The sequence below is a fragment of the Allokutzneria multivorans genome, from assembly GCF_039537405.1.
In the GTDB taxonomy this organism is placed as follows: Bacteria; Actinomycetota; Actinomycetes; order Mycobacteriales; family Pseudonocardiaceae; genus Allokutzneria; species Allokutzneria multivorans.
This window is the reverse complement of record NZ_BAABAL010000023.1, coordinates 1-18,011: the sequence shown is the minus strand read 5'-3', so window position 1 is coordinate 18,011 and position 18,011 is coordinate 1. Positions and strand designations below refer to the sequence as shown.

The following is an 18,011-nucleotide window of genomic DNA, read 5'->3' as shown; positions in this document are numbered from 1 at the left end:
CTCAACTCAGCGGGCGGGGGTGGAAGGCGAACGCCTCGGCGGGAACGGCGACGCCGTACGTGCGGGCCTGGTGCGCGCGGGTGAGCGCGGCGGCGCCCTCCAGCAGGTTCAGCGCGATCGGCACGACGGAACGGTTGGCGGGCTCGGCGAGGAAACTGCCCGCGACCCAGCGGTTGAAGGCGCCCATCGCGGGCCCGCACCACAGCTGGTAGTCGCTGCGCCGCGAGGGGTCGCCGGTGATCGCCCAGCGGCTCGAACCGCCCAGGTACCACCGGAAGACGAGAGCCATGCGGTGCTTGGGGTCGCGCTCGGCCTTCTCCAGCTCGCCGGGGTCGCGGTCGGCCCAGAACTGCTTGGTCTGCACCCAGATGTCGGCGACCGGAGCGCCCAGGACCTCCTTCTCCAGGCGGTCGAGCAGCGGCTGCGGGACGGACTCGATGCCGTCGTGGTCGCGGTAGACCTGGTAGAGCCGGTTCGCTCGCGCGGCGAACATGGTGCCGCGCTTGAGGACCTGGAGCTTCACGCCGAGTTCGAACATGTCGGCGGCGGGGGCCATCGCCACATCGGTGATGTCGGCCTGCGCCAACAGCTTCTTCGCCTCGTCGGAGACACCCGCCTCAACCGCGACCTGGTTCACCGAGCCGGTCAGCACGTAGGCGGCACCGAGCGCGAAGGCCGCCGCGACCGCCGCCGGAGTGCCGAGCCCGCCCGCCGCGCCGACGCGCACGGGCCGGTGGTAGCCGTAGCGCGCGCGCAGCTCGTCGCGGACGGCCAGGATCGTCGGCAGCAAAGCGGAAAGCGGGCGGTTGTCGGTGTGACCGCCGCTGTCGGCCTCCACGGTGACGTCCTCGGCGACCGGGACATGACGGGCCAGCTCAGCCTCTTCGGGGGTGATGTGGCCGCGCTCCACCAGTACGCGCAGCAGCGGCTCAGGAGCTGGGGAGAGGAACTGCTCGGCAAGTTCGGGGCGGGAGAGCTTGGCGAAAACGTTGGTGCGGCGGGTGATCCAGCCACTGGTCTCGCGGCGCAGCCCGGAGACGGCGCACCGCACGACGGCCGGGGTGAGCGTCATGAAAGCCGACGCGGAGATCCGGGGAACACCGCGCCGGAGCAGGAGATCGGCCACGGCCTCCTCGATCCCGGGCTCGGTCGGCGAGTGGATCAGGTTGACGCCCCAGTTCTCCCGCCCGGCCAGCTCGCGGCACAGCTCGTCGACGGCGGACTCCACTGTGGACGGTGCGAGCCCACCGGCGCCGAAGAAGCCCAGCATGTCGGCTCTGGCCATCGCGATCACCATGCGCGTCGTCGCGATGCCGTTGGCCATCTCCCCCGCCACATAAGGGAAACGGACGCCGTGTGCTTCACCGAAGCTGCGCTCGCCCAACCACTCCGGGTAGAGCGCGGGCAGGTGACCGAGCGTTTCGCCCTGGCCGACCGTGATGCCGCCGTCGGCGCCTCGAACGATGTGCAGCGGCTCGCGCACCCGGTGGATGAGATCGATCATGCGTGCTCCTGGCTGGCGAGGTGCTCGGACAGGCGGCGCAGGCCCTCCTCGGTGCTGACCTTCGGGTGGTAGCCCAGGTCGCGGCGGGCGGCGGAGATGTCGAACCAGTGCGCGGTGCCGCCGTGCTCGACCACCATCCGGGTCAGCGGCGGCTCGGAGCGCGCGGAGGCGAGCCGGTAGGCGCCCTCCACCACGGCGGCGGCGACCTTGGCCAGCGCGAACGGCACGCGACGCGTCTCCGGGGGCAGACCGGCCGCCGCGAGCAGCGCGTTCAGCGTCTCGTCGGTGGTGTGCGGGTCGTCCTGGGTGAGGAAGTAGGCGCGGCCCGCGATCGGCGAACCGGGCTCCAGGCGCTGCACCGCGAGCAGGTGCGCCTCGGCGGCGTTGTCGATGTAGAGGGTGTCGATCCGCTTGCCGGGCGGACCGATCAGCCGCATCCGCCCGGCCCTGGCCCTGCCGATGATCCGAGGCAGGAAGTGCGGGTCGCCCGGCCCCCAGATGAGGTGCGGGCGCAGCGCCACCGTGGCCAGCTCGGCGGAGTTCGCGGCCAGCACGCGCTTCTCCGCCTCGGCCTTGGTCCTGGGGTAGTTGCCGGTGAAGTGCTTCGCGTACGGGGCGCTCTCGTCGACGCCGTCCAGGTCCTGTCCGTTGTGGACGACGCTCGGGCTCGACGTGTGCACCAGCCGCCGCACCCCGTGCTCACGGCACGCCCTGATCACGTTGTCGGTGCCGAGCACGTTGATGCCGTAGAACTCGTGCGTCACCCCCCACTGACCGGCTTTCGCTCCACAGTGGACGATCGCGTCCCGCCCCGCGACGGCCGAGCTGATCGCGGCGTAGTCGCGCAGGTCGCCCTGGAGCTGGTCGACGTCGAGATCCTCGTGGTGCTTGCGGGAGAAGGACGCGACCTCGTGCCCTGCGGCGAGCAGTCGCGCGCACACCGCCTTGCCGAGGAACCCTCCACCGCCGGTCACCAGGATCTTCATCGCGCTCTCCTCGACGCCCACCGGGCCAGCCGCTCCCGGCCGATCTTCGCGTTGTGCCGCACGTCCACCGGGAACTTCCGGTGGAACAGCACGTTCTCGATGCCACGATCGCCGACCAGGGCCAACACCCCGTCGACGATGCGGTCGCGGTCGGCCTGCTTGAGGCCGCGCTCGGTCTCCACGCACACCACGGGCCGCTGCTTCCCGGCAGGGCCGACACCGACCAGCGCGCTGCGCCTGACGCCGGGCACGGTGTTGGCGATCGGCTCGACCTGCTCGGTGTTGAGGTCGCCGCGCGCGGCCCGGACCCGCTGCGACTTCCTTCCGCAGAACCACAGGCGGCCCTGCTCGTCGAGCCAGCCGAGATCACCGACACGGTGCACCACGCGGTCACCTTCGCGGATCTTGTGCAGCGCGGTGGCCTCCGGCCGGTTGTGGTAGCGCTCGCTGACGCTCGGCCCGGCCACGGTGATCTCGCCGATCTCCCCCGACTCCACGAGGAGGTCATCGCTCCACTCCGCGATCGGCCCGTCATCCACGCGGATGATGCGAACATCGTTGTCCGGCAACGGTGTTCCGACGCAGGTGCCCGCGCCGTTCTCGCTCGCGACGCGGGCCTCGCCGAGCAGTTCACGGCTCTCGATCGCGCTCACCGGCAAGCACTCCGTCGCGCCGTAGCCGGAGTACAGGAGAGCGTTGGGCGGCAAGCACTTCCGCATTCGCTCGGCAATGCGAGGGTCCAGCGAAGCGCCCGCTGACGTCACCACGGACACCGTCGACAGCACGATGTCGTTGTCCACGCAGTACCGCGAGAGCCGGTCGAGCAGCGCGGGCGAGCCGAACATGCCCCGCACGCCGAAGCGGTCGATCTCGGCGATCAGCGTCGCCGGATCGACCTCCGCCGGGCGGACGGGGTCCATGTCCGGCACCACCATGCTGAGCCCCAACGCGGGCCCTGCCAGCGCGAACGGCGGGAACGTGGACATCCCGACCATGCCCTCCGGGATCGGGAACACCTGCCCCGCGAGCCGCATCTGCGCGCCGAGGTGGCGGCCCCGGAACTCCACGCCCTTTGGCGGCCCGGTGGAGCCCGAGGTGAACGCGATGCCCGCCAACGCCTCCGGGTCCGGCACGAACTCCGGCGGCTCCTCCCCCTGCCGAGCGCACAAGGACTTCAGCGTCGGTCCACCCCAGAACCACCTGCGCCCCACGGTGATCGCGATGCGCACGCTGGATCGTCCCCAACCCAGCACCACGCGCGCCGCGTGGGCGAGCGGAACCCCGATGAACGCCTCCGGCGCGGCTTCGGCGACACAGGCGCGCAGTGCCGTCTTCGCGATGCCCGGATCGATCAGCACCGGCACCACGCCGATCCGCACGAGCGCGAAGAACAGCGCGCCCAGCTCGGGGCCCGGCGGGACGAGCACGCAGGCCCGCATTCCTTTGCGCAGCCCCGCGTTCCACAGCGCGCGCGTGTACTCCTCGCCGAGCGCGCCCAGCTCGGCGTAGCTCATCATCGAGTACGCGCCGCCGCCCGATGGCCACCACACGGCAGTGGTCTCCGGACGGTGCCGCACGGTGTCCTCGAACGCGGCGAGGAAGTCGTGCGCGTGCCGGTTCACCACTGGATCGCCATCACGCCGAGGCTGAGCCCACTGGCCAGGCCGACGAGCAGAACCTTGTCACCGGGGTTCAGCCGACCGCTCTCCACCGCCGTGACCAGCTGCAACGGGAGCGTGGCCGCCGCGACGTTGCCGTGGTCGGCGAGGGTGAGCACGGTGCGGTCGAAGGAGATCCCGGCTCGCTCGCAGATCACCTCGACGTAGGCGAGCACGGCCTGGTGGACGCACACGACGGCGAAGTCGTCCATCTTCAGGCCGAACCCGGCGACCGCGTCCAGCAGCGGCGCGATGTCGACCTCGTCGAGCCCCTTCACCAGTTCCAGGGTCTTCACGCCGAGGTACTCCACGCGCATCGTGTCGGCGGCCTTGTCGTGCACCAGCGGGACCACGGTCGCCGACCACGCGCTGGAGTTGGCGATCGAGTGGTGGCCGATGACGCCGGGCTCGTCGCTGGCCTCCACGAGCAGCGCCGCGCCCGCGTCGGACACGGTGTGCGAGGCCCCGGCGTGCACGAAGTCGTCCACGGTGGCGATGCCCCGGTACCGCGCGCCCGGCGAAACCCTTTCCCCGCAAGCGATGAGCACCCGCCGGTACTGCCCGGCCTTGATCAGCGCGTCCGCCACCTCGATCGCGTTGAACACGCTGCTGCACGCGTTGCTGACGTCGAAGACCGGGCACGATCCGCCGAGCTTGTCGGAGACGATGTGCGCGGTGGCGGGCTCGATCACGTCCGTGCTGGCCGCGGCGAAGATCAGCAGGTCCACGTCGTCGATGCCGTGGCCCCACGCGGCGAACAGCTTCTCGATCGCCGCGACCGCGAGGTCGGAGGCCTGGGTGTCCTCGGGCGCGATGTGCCGGAAGCGCACGCCGGTGAAGCGCTCGATCAGCCCCTCCGGTGGCTCGAAGCCCGGGTTCAGCTCCGCGATGCGCGCCTCCACCTCCTCGGTGGTGCGCCCGGACTCCGGCAGGTGCACGGCGATCTGGCTGATCCTGGAGTGCCTCACGCGCGGCTCTCCTCGATCGTCGCGCACAGCACGTCCGCGACCTCGCCGACCGTGCGCGTCACGATGATCTGGCCGACCGGCGCGGTGACGCCGAAGTGCTTCTCCACCTCGGTGACCGCCCGCATCGCCTTGAGCGAGTCGATCTCCGGCAGCGCGTAGACCGGCGCGTCCTCCGGCACGTCGGCGATGTCGACGTTCAGGTGCTCGGCGATCCGTTCGCGGACGTATGTCAGTACTTCCGCACGATCGACTGGTGTCACGTCATCTCCTTCTGCACGGGCGAGAACGGGGTCAGGTCGAGCGCGACGCCGTGGCTGGCCAGCCGGGCGAGCAGGCCCGCGACGGTGTTCACGGCCGGAGCGCCGCGCCGTTCGAGCGGGACCGCGACGTGCGGGCGGCCCGCGAGGGTGTCGCCGATCCAGCGGGTGCACACACCGCCGGGGCCGACCTCCAGGAAGTAGCGGTAGCCCTGCACGTACGCCGCGCGCACGACCTTCGCGAAGTCCACCCGGCGGCTGAGCATCGTCTCGATCGCACCGCCGATGTCGCCCGCTCCCCTGGGCAGCGGCCGGTTCTCGTAGGCGCTGAACAGCTCGACATCGGGGTCTGGCGCGGCGTCCGCGGCGAAGGCGCCTTCCAGGTAGCGCGGGTCCATCAGCGGGGTGTGGAAGATGTGGCTGTGCGCTGACGGCACGCTCGGCAGGCCCAGCTCGGCGGCCACGGCGGCGCACTCGGCCGGGTCCCCGGTCAGCACGACCTCGCCGGGGGTGTTCACGTGGCTGAGGAAGACGCGCTCACGCCCACGCACCGCCGCCAGCACCTTCGCCGGGTCGCCGACCACGACGCGCGAGCCCCAGATCGGTCCGGTCTCGGAGTCCGGGATGCGCCACTTGTCCCGCACGACGCGCTCCGAGGCCGCCACACCACCGCCGAGCAGCGGCAGAGCGCCAGCGTCCTCGATCTTCCAGGTCCGCTCCAGGTCGGCCCGCGCGGCGACGATCATGCTGACCTCGCCGAGGCTGTAGCCGAGCGCGCCGAGGTCCCGGCGGCCGAGCAGCGCGCGCAGCAGGCGGGTGTGCGCCGTGGTGAACGCGACGCCGATCGAGCACAGCGCGCCGAGGTCGTTGACCAGCTCGCGCTCCAGCCGCGCCTCGTCCTCGGTGCCCATCAGGCGCTGCGTCAGGTCGCGGTAGCCGACCCGGCCCGTGGCGATGGCGATGGCTTCGAGGTCGGCGTGCACCATCGGGAACAGCCGCATCAGCTCGCGGCTCAGCCCGGGGTACAGCGTGAACAGCCCCGGGTAGACCAGCGCGACGCGGCCGTCCGGGCCGATCGGCCGCGCGGCGCAGAAGCTGCCGCTCGGGCTGGCCCAGTCCTTTCCCTCGGCATGCGCGCGGGGCAGCGAGGCCAGGGCGCGGTCCAGCTCCCGAACGATCGAGGTGGGCGGCGCGCAGAGCACCGCGCGCAGCGGAGCTTCAGGATCGTCGGTGACCAGCTCGGCGAGCTCGGTCCCCGCCTCCACCGCTTCCTTGGCCTCGGCGATCACCCGCATCAAGTCGCCGGTGTCCTTGCCGCACAGGGGAAACAGCACCACGTCGGTGGCGTGGTGCCAGTCCAGCGCGGTGGTCTGGTCGCGGGTGGTGGCACCGGTCAGGCTGAGCCCGCCGACGGTGCTCCGGAGTGGGCGTCCGTCTGCCTCGCGCAGCCACGGGCAGCTCGCGCCGCCGTTCTCCGGCTCCGGCGGGAGGTAGCGGAAGTACAGCCGGAGCGCGAGCTTGACGACATCCGTCAAGCAGGCCTGAGCAGCGGGTTCAGGCACGGTCAGGGTTGCGTAGACCTTGGGCGCGGGCCTGCCGGGCTTGGTCAGCGCGAGGGCGACCGCGCCGCCGTCCCGCTCGGCGCAGACCAGCACCACGTCGGCGTCGGCGTTGATCAGCTCCCGCGCCGCCCGGTCCAGGGCTTCCGGCAGGCCGTCGGTGACGTGCACGGTGACCACGCGCTCGTCCCGCTCGGACACCGCCGCGTCGCGCAGCGCCTCCGCCAGGACGCGCTCGACGGGCCAGCTCCGGCCGAGTTCGACCGGGCTCCCCGTGTACAGGGCTCGTTCAAGCTCCGCGACCGATCCGCAAGCCCCAATGGCGTAGCCCATTCCGGCGCACGCCAGACGCGTCTCACTCACAGCACTCGCTCCCGGAGTAGGGGAATACCGATCCGCCGCCGTTCAGGAAACGGAGAGAAAATCGCGAATGTCCTTCAGGAGTTCGGGAGCCCGATCCTCCAGAACGTAGTGACCGGCCTTCGGGTAGACCCGGAACACCGCGCGCGGGAAACGTCTTCGCCATTCGTCGAGGAATGCCGAACGGAATACGGGGTCACGGCCACCCCAGCCGATGAACGCCGGGCGGTCGGCCAGCAGCGCCGCACCGCACTCGGCGGCGAGCAGCTCCAGCCAGGCCCGGTCCCCGGGCCGCAGCGGGATGTCCTGCACGAAGCGCAGCACGGCGAGCCGCTCCCGCGCGCTGCCGTAGGGGTGCAGGTACCCGGCGCGCACCTCGCGGGACATCCCGCCGGTCACGCCGAGCAGCGCCGCACCCCGCGCGAAGAGGTTGTGCCGCAGGAACAGGTGCTCGGCGATCTTGGTGTTCTTGATCGCCCAGAGCGGCAGCCGCAGGCTCAGCGGGAACCGGGCGAAGGGGTTGGGGAAGGCCGCCGTGTTCAGCATGACCAGGCGCGACACCCGCTCCGGGTAGCGCGCGGCCCACGCCATCCCGATCGGGCCGCCCCAGTCGTGCGCGATCAGCGTCCACCCGGTCGCCGGGGCGTCACCGTTGCGGATCAGCTCGTCGGTGAGCGCGCAGAGGTCCTCCACGCGCGAGGCCAGCGTGTAGTCGTAGTCGTGCTCGGCCGGGCTGTCGGACAGGCCCATGCCGACGTGGTCGGGGACGACGCACCGGTGGTCGGTGCGCAGTTCGCGGACCAGCCGACGCCAGTAGAAGCTCCAGCTCGGGTTGCCGTGCAGCATCAGCACCGGCGGACCGCTGCCCTCGTCGAGGTAGTGCTGCCGCGCGGTGGCGTGCTGGAACCACCGCGAGGTGAAATCGTAATCCGGAACGAATCCTTTTCGGGATCGCGACACTTCCGGCCTACCCGAAGGAAACGACGGTCGGAACACGGGACATCAGCGCAGCCACTCCCCGGTCGGCGGAACGATCGCCGACACACATTGGCACGCGCCCGGTGAACGACAAAGGGGCCATCAGGCTGAACGAGTGACGTAATCCCCTACTTCACCCTCATGGCCCCACGACGCTCGAATTGTGTACTGACACGACAATGGGCGAAGCCATATACTCGCGCGCAGTCCGAACCGTCCTTTGTGGACGACCGCCCGGCCGGCCCGGCTCAGGTGGCCCGGCTCAGCGCCAGCTGCGAGGAGATCGCCGCCCGGGTCAGCTCCGCCTTGTTGCCGAGGCTGAGCTTCTTGCGCACCCGCTTCACGTAGGTGTCCACGGTGTGCCTGCTGATCCCCATCGTCCTGGCGATCTGATCGTGCGTCCTGCCGTTGGCGATGTGCGAGAGCACCTCGGTCTCCCTCGGCGAGAGCTCGTCGTTGCCGCCGGGCGCCGCGACCGCGGGCAGGCCGAAATCCGTTGCGAGGAAACGCTGTCCTCGCGCGACCCGTTGCACGGCCTCCACCACCGTGCGCAGCGGCGCCGACGCGTGCACGCAGCCGAGCGCTCCCGCGAGGAAGTAGCGCTGCGCCTGCTCGGTGTCCGGTGAGTCGGTCAGCACGAGCACCCGCGCCCGTGAGGACAGGCGCACCACCGTGCCGACGTCGGCGCTCGTCGCGGAGACGACGTCGACGTGACCGGGCCTGCTGATACCGCGATCGACGATGACCTGGAAGCCCGGGACCGAACCCAGCAGCTTACCGAGACCGAACTCGAAGACAGGGCTGAACTTGAACAGCCGAATCCGCACTTCCTGAACCACAATTCCCCCAGCTCCCCCGCCCCCAGTGGCGGGTGGTCCGGCTGTCTCAGCCGCTCCCACGCAGGTGGGACGCCCTTTCGGAGGGCGTCACACGTTCAAGGGACTTGCCGCCTCGCACAACCATCCCCAGGTGTTCACGAGGCTATTTAGTACAGGACCCGAACGGGGGTTGTCAGCCACTTGGGCTACGACAAATGGGAATTACCGTCGCGTATTTAGCGAAGTTTCATGCGAATTACAGGAATCGCCGTGCGGCCACGAGGGGCCGGCAACCGCCCCCGACCTCCCGGCCGCCCACCTGGGGGTGGTTCGCGATCTGGGGTCGCGGGCGGCGAGAAGGCGTCGGGGGACGGAGTGGGGGCGGTTGGCGACGTCTGGGGTGGCGGTTCAGTAAGGGTCCTGACCGTCACGGATCGTGGCGAGCACACCGCGCAAAGCGGCTTCGGCGGCGGCGTGCAGACCACCCCCGAAGCTCACCCTGCGCACTCCCAGCTCGGCCAGTCTGGCCAGTCCGGGCGTCGCGGGCAGCTTCGACCATGGAGGAACGTAGGCGATGTTCACGGGGGCGTCCAACCCTTCAACCAGGGCCAAAACATCGGTCTCGGCGGCGGCGAAGATGGGGAAGACCGCATCCGCCCCGGCAGCGACGTACGCGCGCCCCCGCTCCAGCGCCTCGCCGACGCGGTCCTGGACCACCAACTGCGGCAGGAACGAGTCCACCCTCGCGTTGATCACAATGGGTACACCCGCCGCTTCCGCGGCCGCGCGCACCGCCGCCAGCCGGTCCGCCTGCGCGGCCCCGTCCACCAGTCCGGTGCCGCCGTGGTCGCTGTCTTCGAGGTTGCAGCCCACCGCGCCCGCGCTGAGCAGGCGGTCGACGACCTCCTCCGCCGGGAGGCCGTAGCCCCCTTCGATGTCCGCCGTGACCGGGACCGACACCGCGCGGGCGATGCGCGCGACGGCCGCGAACATCTCGTCGGCGGGGGCGGCCTCGTGGTCGGCGTGGCCCAGCGACAGCGCCACGCCCATGCTCGTCGTGGCCAGCGCGGGGAAGCCCGCCTGCTCAGCGGCTCGCGCGCTCGACGCGTCCCACACGTTCGGCAGGATCAGCGGTTGCTCGGCGTGGTGCAGCTCGCGCAGGGTCGTGGCCAGTTCTACGGCGTCCACCCGGTGCTCCTCAGTGGTAGGCGAAGGTGTTCACCAGGTGGACGGAGCAGCGCGCCGATGTGTGACACGGGTAGCGTGCGGCGGCATGTCCGATATGAAAGCCGTTGTGCGCCAAGGCTATGACGCGGTCTCGGAGCACTACCGGGGCCAGCACGACGACAGCGGCCCGTACGCGGAGTGGCTGGACGCGCTGCGCGAGCGCATCCCGGTCGGCGGCTCCGTGCTGGACGTGGGGTGCGGCTGCGGCGTCCCCGTCGCGCGCGACCTGGTGCGCGGCGGGCACCGCGTCACCGGCGTGGACATCAGCGAGGAGCAGATCCGGCGAGCGCGGTCCTTCGTCCCCGAAGCCACGTTCGTGCGCGTCGACGCCTCCGAAGCGGAGTTCCCTGACGCGTCTTTCGACGCCGTGGTGTGCCTCTACGTGCTGTTCCACCTGCCGTTGTCCGAACAGGGCGAGCTGCTCGGGAAGATCGCGCGGTGGCTGAAGCCTGGCGGGTGGCTGCTGCTGTTGACCGGCCGCGAGGCGCTGGAGTCGCGCGTGGAGGGCTGGCTGGGCAGTGACGCGCCGATGGTGTGGAGCCAGGCCGACGCGGCGACCTACCGCGCGCACCTCGACACCGCCGGGCTGGAGGTCGTCGAGCAGGTCGACGTGCGGGACTTCCTGCCGGGCAGCAGCGACGTGCACTCGCTGTTCTGGGCTCGGGAGCCTTCCCAAAGGCCGTAGCGTGGTGCGCTCCGACGGCCTCTCCCCTGCGTCCGACCGTGTCTTCAAGACCAGCAAACCCCACTGCTGATCATCGCTAACCGCCCCAAACCCTGCTGCCTTGCAGGGGTTTGCTGTCGTTGAAGACGGCTGGGGCGGGGGTTGGGTGGTCTTGAAGACCGGCGAACCCGATGACGTGCAGGACAGGACCTAGAAAGCCTTGTGCGGCAACACTGTCCGACCGCTGGGCCGCAGCCGCACCACGAGCAGCGCTGGCGTCGTTTCGGCGCGGAGTGGTTGGTGCTCGGCCTGCTCGCAAGAAGTTCTAGTTCACCCGGCCGGGGACCAAGCCGGGTGCCGTGCGCCCTCGAAGACCTCGTGTAGGAAGCACCACGCTCTCCTGGAGGTTCTCGTGCGCTTCACATCTCGTGTTCTCGGAACGTCCGTGGCGGCGGCAGCCCTCGCCCTCGTCGCCATCGCCCCCGCAGCGAGCGCGTCCGAGGCGCGGAGCGACATCGACGTCGGCATCGGCATCGGGCTCGACCTGGACCTGGACCTCGGTCTGGACCTGGGTCTCGGCCGCACCCACTCCGCGTACCTGACCGGCAAGGCCGAGGTCCCCGGACCGGGTGATGCGGACGGACGGGGCAGCGCGTCGGTCCGGATCGGCTCGGACCGCGTGTGCGCCACGATCTCGGTGAGCCGCATCGCTCCCGCCAGCGCCGCGCACATCCACCGCGGCGCGGCCGGTACCAACGGCCCGGTCGTCGTCAACTTCAAGGCTCCCACCAGCGGCAGGAGCTACAGCTGCGCCGAGGTGAGCCGCGACCTGGCCAAGGAACTGCGCCGCAACCCCAGCGGCTTCTACGTCAACGTGCACAACAGCGAGTTCGCGGCCGGGGCCATTCGCGGCCAGCTGCGCCGGTGATCGTTCTCGGGGTGGGTTGTCCGCTCACCCACCCCGAGAATCCTTTCTCTTGGCAGGCACCGCATCGGGGCGTTGAGCCAGCAGCGTGCCCGCGAGCAACGGTCCGTCCACCGCGCCACGGTGGATCACCACGCGCGTGCCGTCGTCGAACCGGACGACACAACGGCGCAGCGTGCGCCGACGCGGGTCCCACCGCACGCTCAGCACGGCCACCTCGCGCCACGTCCAGCTCCGGCGGCCGGCGCTGCGGTGGTGGACCAGGCCGTTCTCGTGGACGTCGAAGCGCTCGCGGAGCCCACCGCTGAGCACCCGTGCGAGTGGTATCGACGCTAGCGAGAACCCAAGCACCACAACGGTGATCCCCAGTTCGACGGTCAGCAGCGAGCCGAAGACGACCACCGCGCCCGTCGCGAGGTGATAGCGGTTGTCGACCGGGTGCGTGCTGAGGAGTTCACCGAGCCGGTCCACCGCGTCATCCACGGCCTCATCCTGCGGGTACGCACCGGGGACCGGTCCCGGGATGCGCCCCGGTTAGGCTCGACCGACCTCGATGCCGACGTCGAGGCGGACGGATGGCGCGAACGTGCGAGGACAGCAGGTCGTCGAGATCTACACCGACGGCGCGTGCAGCGGGAATCCCGGCCCCGGCGGTTGGGGAGCGGTGCTGCGCTACGGCGAGCACGAGCGGGAGCTGCACGGCGGGGACGCTGGGCCGACGACCAACAACCGCATGGAACTCACCGCCCCGATCAAGGCGCTCGAATGCCTCACCCGGCGCTCGCAGGTGCACATCTACACCGACAGCACCTACGTGCGCAACGGCATCCTGTCGTGGCTGGCGAACTGGAAGCGCAACGGCTGGATGACCAGCGCCCGCGAGCCGGTGAAGAACTCCGACCTGTGGCGTGAACTCGACGCCGCGGTGTCCAACCACGACGTCGAGTGGCACTGGGTGAAGGGTCACTCCGGCCACCCCGACAACGACCGCGCCGACCGGTTGGCGGTGCTCGGCGTCTCCGAGGCCCGCGACTCCTAATCCCTGTCCCGTCAGCGGTTGAGCTGCGCGCTCCGATCACGGGTGTCGCCGGGGGTTAGGGTGTCTTCAAGACCGGCAAACCCCTCTGTTGATCATCGTTAACCGCCGCAAACCCTGCGGTCTTACGGGGGTTTGCTGTCGTTGGAGACGGTGGCGGTGGGGGTGGGGGTTGGGTGGTCTTGAAGACCGGCGAACCTGATGACCTACAGGACACGGCCCAGACACGGCCACTTCGCGGACGAGTGAAGACCGGGCTGAATGCGGCTCATTGCTGGAAGTATGCGGCCCGAATAAAGCCGCGCTTGGCGGCTTCACCGAGATCCGCAGGGTGATCATGGCTGTGAAATCGCTTCTCGTTCCTCTTGTCGCGGCCCTTGGGCTGCTGGTTGTGAGCTGTTCTCACAAGGTGCCCGGAGACGCGGCCAACGCGGTTACGGCGACGAGCACGACCAACGGTGGTGGCTCCGGTGTCGACCGCGTCGATCCGTGTTCTCTTCTGAAATCCGAAGACGTGTCCAAGCTTCGCCTGACCAGCCCGGAAGCCCTGGACAGCAACAGTTGCCAGTGGCGCACCGCCGACCGAACGCTCATCCGGTTGAACACCTATCAGGACAAGTCGCTCGCAGAACTGGTCCCCGGGCCGAACTCGAAGATCTCCGACGTGAGAATCGCCGACCGTGCGGCGAAGGTCATGAAGCCCGCAGTGTCGAGCACATCGTGCGCCTACTCCGTCGAGGTGTCCGAGAAGTCGCGTGTTGACGTTTTCGCGAGCGGAGCCACTCTTGACGGAGCGTGTGCGGCGGCGAAGAGCGTCACTGACGCGGTCGAGCCGAATTTGCCGTGATCAGGAACTGCTGGACGACGTCGGCTCCATCCGTGGCGCCGCCTGCGGAGCGAACTCCGGCGGAGAGCGCCTTCGCGGACTCGCGGAGGGACGCGTCGCTGAGCACGCGTTCCACGGCAGCGCGGAGTTCGCCGGGCGGCACGGCGCGGCCGGAGAGGTTGTGGCGCAACACCGAAGCCGCTCCCTTGTCGGCCACGGCCCGCGCGATGATCAGCTGCTCGACCTGTTGCGGGAGCACGACGAGCGGCACTCCGTAGTACAGCCCCTCCAGCGCGCTGTTCATGCCGCCGTGGGTGACGAAGGCCGTGGCGCGCGCGAGCACGTCGAGCTGCGGAACGGACGCGCGCACGAGCATGTTCGGCGGAGGAGTGCCCGGGTCGGCGTGCGGGCCGACGGCGAGGACGAAGCGCGCGGGCACATCAGCGAGCGCGGTGAAGCAGGTGCGGAAGAACGCATCGGTGCCCGCGTGCAGCGTGCCGAGCGACACCAGCACGAGCGGCTCCGGGCCGTCGAGGAACTCCGCCAGCTCGGGATCGACCTCGCCAGCGCGGTTGGCCGGATCGATGGTGGGGCCGACGAAGTGGCAGCGCTCGTCCAGCAGCGGATTGGGTGGCTGGAGCTCGCGCGGGATCGGGAAGAGCGTCACGTCACCGCGGATCGGCAGGGTCGGCGCGGGCGGGAAGATGTCCTTGCCGAGCGCGCGGACGAGCCGCCTCTTGGCCGCCACCACCGAGGGGATGTCGGGGAGCATCGGCACCATCGAGTGCCACCACTCGCGGGCGGTGAGGCAGCGGAAGTCCTTGACCCCCAACATGAACGTGGTCATCAGCGAGATCTTCGGCAGCCCGGCGCGCGCGGCGGCCATGTAACCCCACAGAGCGTTGGAGTCGAAGGCGACCGCGTCCGGGCGCAGCGCACGGAACTCCTCGACGAGGAACGGCACCAGGGTTTGTGCGGCGGGCAGCAGCTTCGAGACCACGCGCAGCGGCCCGCCGGAGGTGGTGGCGTCGGCAATGGCGCGCGCGGAGACCGTGCCGTGGGGATACGGGCGGAACTCCGCGCCGGTGCGCTCGATCGTGTCGCGGAACTCGTCGCTGCTGTAGTAGACGACCTCGACTCCCCGGCGGACCAGTTCACGCACAAGGGGGACGCTGGGGTTGACGTGACCGGCGGCGGGCATCCCGGTCAGGGCTATCCGGCTCACCAGACCTCCTCACTCGACCTTACATTCGCTATAAACTTACACCTGATGTAAGTTTGCCGCCGTGGAGTCCCGGCGGGAGCGCAAGAAGCGCGAGGTCAGGCGGCAGCTCGCCGACGCGGCGCTGCGGCTGTTCAGCGAGCGGGGCTACGACGGGACGACCGTCGCGCAGATCGCGGCCGAGGCGGACGTGGCCACGAAGACGTTCTTCAACCACTTCCGCAGCAAGGACGACGTCCTCTTCGCCGACTCCGGGCCGAGGGCTCCCGTCCCGCTGAAGGTGCTGGCCGACCGGCAGCCCGGCGAGACCCCCGCACAGCTGCTGCTGCGGGCCTACGACGCGATGCTCGGCGACTACCTGACCGAGGGCATCGGGCGGCACGACCCCGAGAGCATGGCGCGGTTCACCAAGCTGATCATGTCGGAGCCCGCGCTGCGCGGGCGGGCGTTGCAGCTCGACCAGGAGGTGCAGCGGGAGATCGCCGACGGTCTCCTGCGCGCGTTCCCGGACACCCTGGACGAGATCGCCGCGGCCGCGGCGGTCGGCGCGATGAGCGGTGGAGCGCGGGGGGCGGCGCTCAAGAGCCTGGAGCTGGGCCAGTCCGAGGAGGAGTTCTGGGCGGCGCTGCGGCGCGGCGTGGAGATAGGACTGCGCGGCCTGCCCGGGTGAACGAGCAGGCCGCGCCGATCCGGACATCAGCCGAAGGTGGCCACCCGGCCGGAGTCGTACGGCGAGCGCTCGACGGTGAGGCTGTCGCCCGACGTCGGCGCCGGGGTCTCCGGCGTGGGGATGGGCTCGCCCGGACAGGAGGAGGTACTGGCCCTTCCGGTGGCGAAGAACTCCAGACCCGTTGCGCCGCAAGGAAGTCGCGACAGCGAGCCGTGCCGGTCGTCCTCGATGGTGAACAGCGAGCCGCCGATCTTGCCGCGCATCGACACCGCCCAGTCGATCGGGGTCACACCCTCGTAGAGGTGGCCGACCAGCTGCAACGCGCTGGCGCCGGGCTTGAGCCGCCACGGCTGCACCGGCAGCGGCCAGTTCGCGCACTTGCCGTCGAAGGACGCCTTCTCCCCCGCCGCCGGGTACTTGGCAAGGCGGCCCATGCGGTGGTTCCACGCGGTCTCGAAGTCGCGGGTGCTCAGCGCCTCGTTGCAGATGACCGCCACGTTGAGGAAGCGACTGAAACCCTCGGGCGGGCTCGCGAGCCCACGGGCGGCCGAACGAGCTCCGGCGGCGGTCGCGGCTTGGCGCGCGGCCTCGGGAACCTCGTTGTCGCGGATCTTCACCAGCTCGGCGGCGGCGCTGGACCACCACGCGCGGTTCCTGGTCATCAGCGAGGTGATCGTGTCGCCGTCGATGGTGATCCGCGATTCGCCGCTGCCGATGACGCGGGGCGACTCGGTGAGCAGCCTGCGCAGGTCGAACAGCGCCTTGGAGACCTCGCCGTGGGTGGTGCCGAAGTGGTAGACGCGGTCGTAGCGCGAAACCCAGGTGGCGAAGTCGTTGTACAGGTTCTCGTAGGCGGCGACGGTGGTGTTGTCGATCTCGTTGAGGTCGAAGTTGGCCAGCATCACCGAGTCGAGCAGCATCCGGTCCACGTTGCCGTCGAAGAGGCTGCGGTAGTGCGCGCCGAGCGCCGTTCCCCACGACACGCCGTAGTAGTTGATCTTCTGTTCGCCGAGCGCCGCGCGGATCACGTCGATGTCGCGGGCGATCGCGTCGGTGGTGAGGTTGCGGGCGAACTCCAGGTCGGTCTCGGCGCAGCGCCGGTTCGCCCTGCCGTCACGCGCGGAGTAGAAGCGTGCCTTCTCCTTGTCGGACCAGGACTGCGGCGGCTGCTCCACGTCCTCGGGCAGCTCCCGGCAGGTCACCTTGTCGCTGTAGCCGACGCCACGCGGGTCGAAGCCGATCAGGTCGTGGGTGCGCCCGAGGTCCTTCACCGTGCTGTTCAGGATTCCTTGCGGCATGCGGATTCCCGCGCCGCCGGGACCGCCCGGGTTGAGCACCATGACGCCCCTGCGCGCGGCGGGATCGCTCGCCTTCACGCGGCTGATCGCGATCTCGATCTTGCGGCCGTCGGGCTTGGCGTGGTCGACCGGGACCACGACGGTGGCGCACTCGGTGCGCGCGTCCTCGGCGGGCCAGCCGTTGGCGACGTCCTTGCAGAGCTTCCAGTCCGGCGCGGCTGGGGCGGCCGACACGGTCGGCGTCACCACCAGTGTGGCAGCGAGGGCCACCACCGCCGACGCGGCGAGTGCTGAGCGGGTCAAGGGTCCTCCGTGGTCGTGCGACTGTCCGTGGCGGCGGATTCCCCGCAAACGTATTGACCTGGTGAATGCGGCGAATCGGGGACAACCCTGAGATCACCCCCGCCCATTTCCGTGCACGCGCATGGAGTTCTCCGCCGTGTACTAGAGTCCGCGCGGACCACGACGAACACGGGGGCACGATGAGGTCGGCGATCTTCCTGACGGCTGTTGGACTGGCGCTCGCATTGACGGGTTGCCAGGACGAGACCCCCGCGCCGCCGCCACCGCCTCCCTCGCCGTCGTCGGCTCCTTCACCCACCACTTCGTCCCCGGCGGCACCGGTGCCGACCACTGCGGCGGGCACTCCGAAGACCGTCGAAGGTGCGATCCAGCGCTTCGAGAAGTACTTGCACGGCGTGGGAAACCAGGACCTCGACGTGGTGTGCGACGTCGCGGGGCCGGGCGCGAAGAAGGCCGAGGCGAAGGGCTTCGGCACCTGTAGGCAGACCTTCCCGATCACCTTCCAGATGCTCGGCGCGGCCAAGCGGACCGCGTTGCAGACCGCGACCATCGACGCCAAGCAGGTGCGCCAGCGCGCGAACGGCGACGTCGACATCCCCGCGAAGGCCATCCGCGCGAGCGTCACGATCGGCGAACGGGACCTCGGCGACGCCGTGCTCTCCTACCGCGACGGCACCTGGTTCGTCATCGACTAGCTGTACTGGCCTGGGACGTTGCGAACGGTCCGACACGTGATCGGATGATCTTGGAAT

The 18,011-nt window shown here is 70.2% G+C and carries 18 protein-coding genes; 6 read left to right on the top strand and 12 right to left on the bottom strand.

The genetic code is table 11. The features are described 5' to 3' along the window. Window position 1 precedes the first annotated feature (1 nt). The 9 genes from ABD798_RS33870 to ABD798_RS33830 all read right to left on the bottom strand — a co-directional run bounded on the left by ABD798_RS33870 (window position 2) and on the right by ABD798_RS33830 (window position 10,276). Window positions 2-1,504 (bottom strand): PfaD family polyunsaturated fatty acid/polyketide biosynthesis protein, encoded by a 1,503-nt coding sequence (locus ABD798_RS33870; RefSeq protein WP_344884488.1) that lies wholly within the window; start codon window positions 1,502-1,504, stop codon window positions 2-4. After that, window positions 1,501-2,490: an NAD-dependent epimerase/dehydratase family protein gene (locus ABD798_RS33865; protein WP_344884485.1), complete on the bottom strand. Its 990-nt coding sequence runs from the start codon at window positions 2,488-2,490 to the stop codon at window positions 1,501-1,503. The genes ABD798_RS33870 and ABD798_RS33865 overlap by 4 nt, the downstream gene beginning before the upstream one ends. After that, window positions 2,487-4,112, bottom strand: coding sequence for a fatty acid CoA ligase family protein (locus ABD798_RS33860; RefSeq protein ID WP_344884482.1), 1,626 nt, complete (start codon window positions 4,110-4,112; stop codon window positions 2,487-2,489). Before ABD798_RS33860 ends, ABD798_RS33865 begins: the two co-directional genes overlap by 4 nt. Then, window positions 4,109-5,116, bottom strand: a complete 1,008-nt coding sequence (locus tag ABD798_RS33855) for a 3-oxoacyl-ACP synthase III family protein (protein WP_344884479.1) — start codon at window positions 5,114-5,116, stop codon at window positions 4,109-4,111. The genes ABD798_RS33860 and ABD798_RS33855 overlap by 4 nt, the downstream gene beginning before the upstream one ends. Then, window positions 5,113-5,376: an acyl carrier protein gene (locus tag ABD798_RS33850; RefSeq protein ID WP_344884476.1), complete on the bottom strand. Its 264-nt coding sequence runs from the start codon at window positions 5,374-5,376 to the stop codon at window positions 5,113-5,115. The genes ABD798_RS33855 and ABD798_RS33850 overlap by 4 nt, the downstream gene beginning before the upstream one ends. Then, window positions 5,373-7,295, bottom strand: a complete 1,923-nt coding sequence (locus tag ABD798_RS33845) for a hypothetical protein (protein WP_344884473.1) — start codon at window positions 7,293-7,295, stop codon at window positions 5,373-5,375. Before ABD798_RS33845 ends, ABD798_RS33850 begins: the two co-directional genes overlap by 4 nt. Before the next feature lie 42 nt (window positions 7,296-7,337). Further along, the gene (locus ABD798_RS33840) at window positions 7,338-8,252 is read right to left on the bottom strand and encodes an alpha/beta fold hydrolase (RefSeq protein ID WP_344884470.1); all 915 of its coding nucleotides are present in this window, start codon (window positions 8,250-8,252) and stop codon (window positions 7,338-7,340) included. 266 nt (window positions 8,253-8,518) lie between these two features. Next, window positions 8,519-9,097: a response regulator transcription factor gene (locus tag ABD798_RS33835; protein ID WP_344884467.1), complete on the bottom strand. Its 579-nt coding sequence runs from the start codon at window positions 9,095-9,097 to the stop codon at window positions 8,519-8,521. Between the two features lie 399 nt (window positions 9,098-9,496). Next, the gene (locus ABD798_RS33830) at window positions 9,497-10,276 is read right to left on the bottom strand and encodes an isocitrate lyase/PEP mutase family protein (RefSeq protein ID WP_344884464.1); all 780 of its coding nucleotides are present in this window, start codon (window positions 10,274-10,276) and stop codon (window positions 9,497-9,499) included. 85 nt (window positions 10,277-10,361) lie between these two features. Here ABD798_RS33830 and ABD798_RS33825 point away from each other — a divergent pair, with 85 nt between their 5' ends. Beyond that, complete coding sequence (locus ABD798_RS33825) at window positions 10,362-11,000, top strand: class I SAM-dependent methyltransferase (protein WP_344884461.1); 639 nt, start codon at window positions 10,362-10,364, stop codon at window positions 10,998-11,000. Between the two features lie 391 nt (window positions 11,001-11,391). After that, complete coding sequence (locus ABD798_RS33820; protein WP_344884458.1) at window positions 11,392-11,907, top strand: CHRD domain-containing protein; 516 nt, start codon at window positions 11,392-11,394, stop codon at window positions 11,905-11,907. A 24-nt stretch (window positions 11,908-11,931) separates the two neighbouring features. Here the strand turns inward: ABD798_RS33820 and ABD798_RS33815 are convergent, their stop codons facing one another. Beyond that, window positions 11,932-12,387 carry a hypothetical protein gene (locus tag ABD798_RS33815; protein ID WP_344884455.1) on the bottom strand — a complete coding sequence of 152 codons (456 nt, stop codon included), beginning with the start codon at window positions 12,385-12,387 and terminating at the stop codon, window positions 11,932-11,934. A 103-nt stretch (window positions 12,388-12,490) separates the two neighbouring features. On the opposite strand from ABD798_RS33815, the gene rnhA reads away from it, so the two are divergent. Together rnhA and ABD798_RS33805 are read left to right on the top strand one after the other, a co-directional pair. Next, the gene (gene rnhA, locus ABD798_RS33810; protein ID WP_344884452.1) at window positions 12,491-12,943 is read left to right on the top strand and encodes a ribonuclease HI; all 453 of its coding nucleotides are present in this window, start codon (window positions 12,491-12,493) and stop codon (window positions 12,941-12,943) included. 268 nt (window positions 12,944-13,211) lie between these two features. After that, complete coding sequence (locus ABD798_RS33805) at window positions 13,212-13,787, top strand: DUF3558 family protein (protein WP_344884449.1); 576 nt, start codon at window positions 13,212-13,214, stop codon at window positions 13,785-13,787. Here the strand turns inward: ABD798_RS33805 and ABD798_RS33800 are convergent. Continuing rightward, a complete protein-coding gene (locus ABD798_RS33800) occupies window positions 13,756-14,991 on the bottom strand; it encodes a macrolide family glycosyltransferase (RefSeq protein WP_344884446.1) in 1,236 nt (411 codons plus the stop codon). The two genes, ABD798_RS33805 and ABD798_RS33800, sit on opposite strands and share 32 nt — an antisense overlap. Before the next feature lie 61 nt (window positions 14,992-15,052). On the opposite strand from ABD798_RS33800, the gene ABD798_RS33795 reads away from it, so the two are divergent. After that, window positions 15,053-15,658: a TetR/AcrR family transcriptional regulator gene (locus ABD798_RS33795; protein WP_344884443.1), complete on the top strand. Its 606-nt coding sequence runs from the start codon at window positions 15,053-15,055 to the stop codon at window positions 15,656-15,658. 26 nt (window positions 15,659-15,684) lie between these two features. On the opposite strand, the gene ABD798_RS33790 is transcribed toward ABD798_RS33795, so the two are convergent. After that, a complete protein-coding gene (locus ABD798_RS33790; protein WP_344884440.1) occupies window positions 15,685-17,259 on the bottom strand; it encodes an alpha/beta fold hydrolase in 1,575 nt (524 codons plus the stop codon). A 320-nt stretch (window positions 17,260-17,579) separates the two neighbouring features. On the opposite strand from ABD798_RS33790, the gene ABD798_RS33785 reads away from it, so the two are divergent. Beyond that, window positions 17,580-17,954, top strand: coding sequence for a hypothetical protein (locus ABD798_RS33785; protein ID WP_344884437.1), 375 nt, complete (start codon window positions 17,580-17,582; stop codon window positions 17,952-17,954). The last annotated feature ends 57 nt before the right edge of the window (window positions 17,955-18,011 follow it).

Bases quoted from the DNA above. Each gene is read 5' to 3' on its own strand.
- ABD798_RS33870 (WP_344884488.1), bottom strand. From the start codon at position 1,504: ATGATCGATCTCATCCACCGGGTGCGCGAGCCGCTGCACATCGTTCGA.
- ABD798_RS33865 (WP_344884485.1), bottom strand. From the start codon at position 2,490: ATGAAGATCCTGGTGACCGGCGGTGGAGGGTTCCTCGGCAAGGCGGTG.
- ABD798_RS33825 (WP_344884461.1), top strand. From the start codon at position 10,362: ATGTCCGATATGAAAGCCGTTGTGCGCCAAGGCTATGACGCGGTCTCG.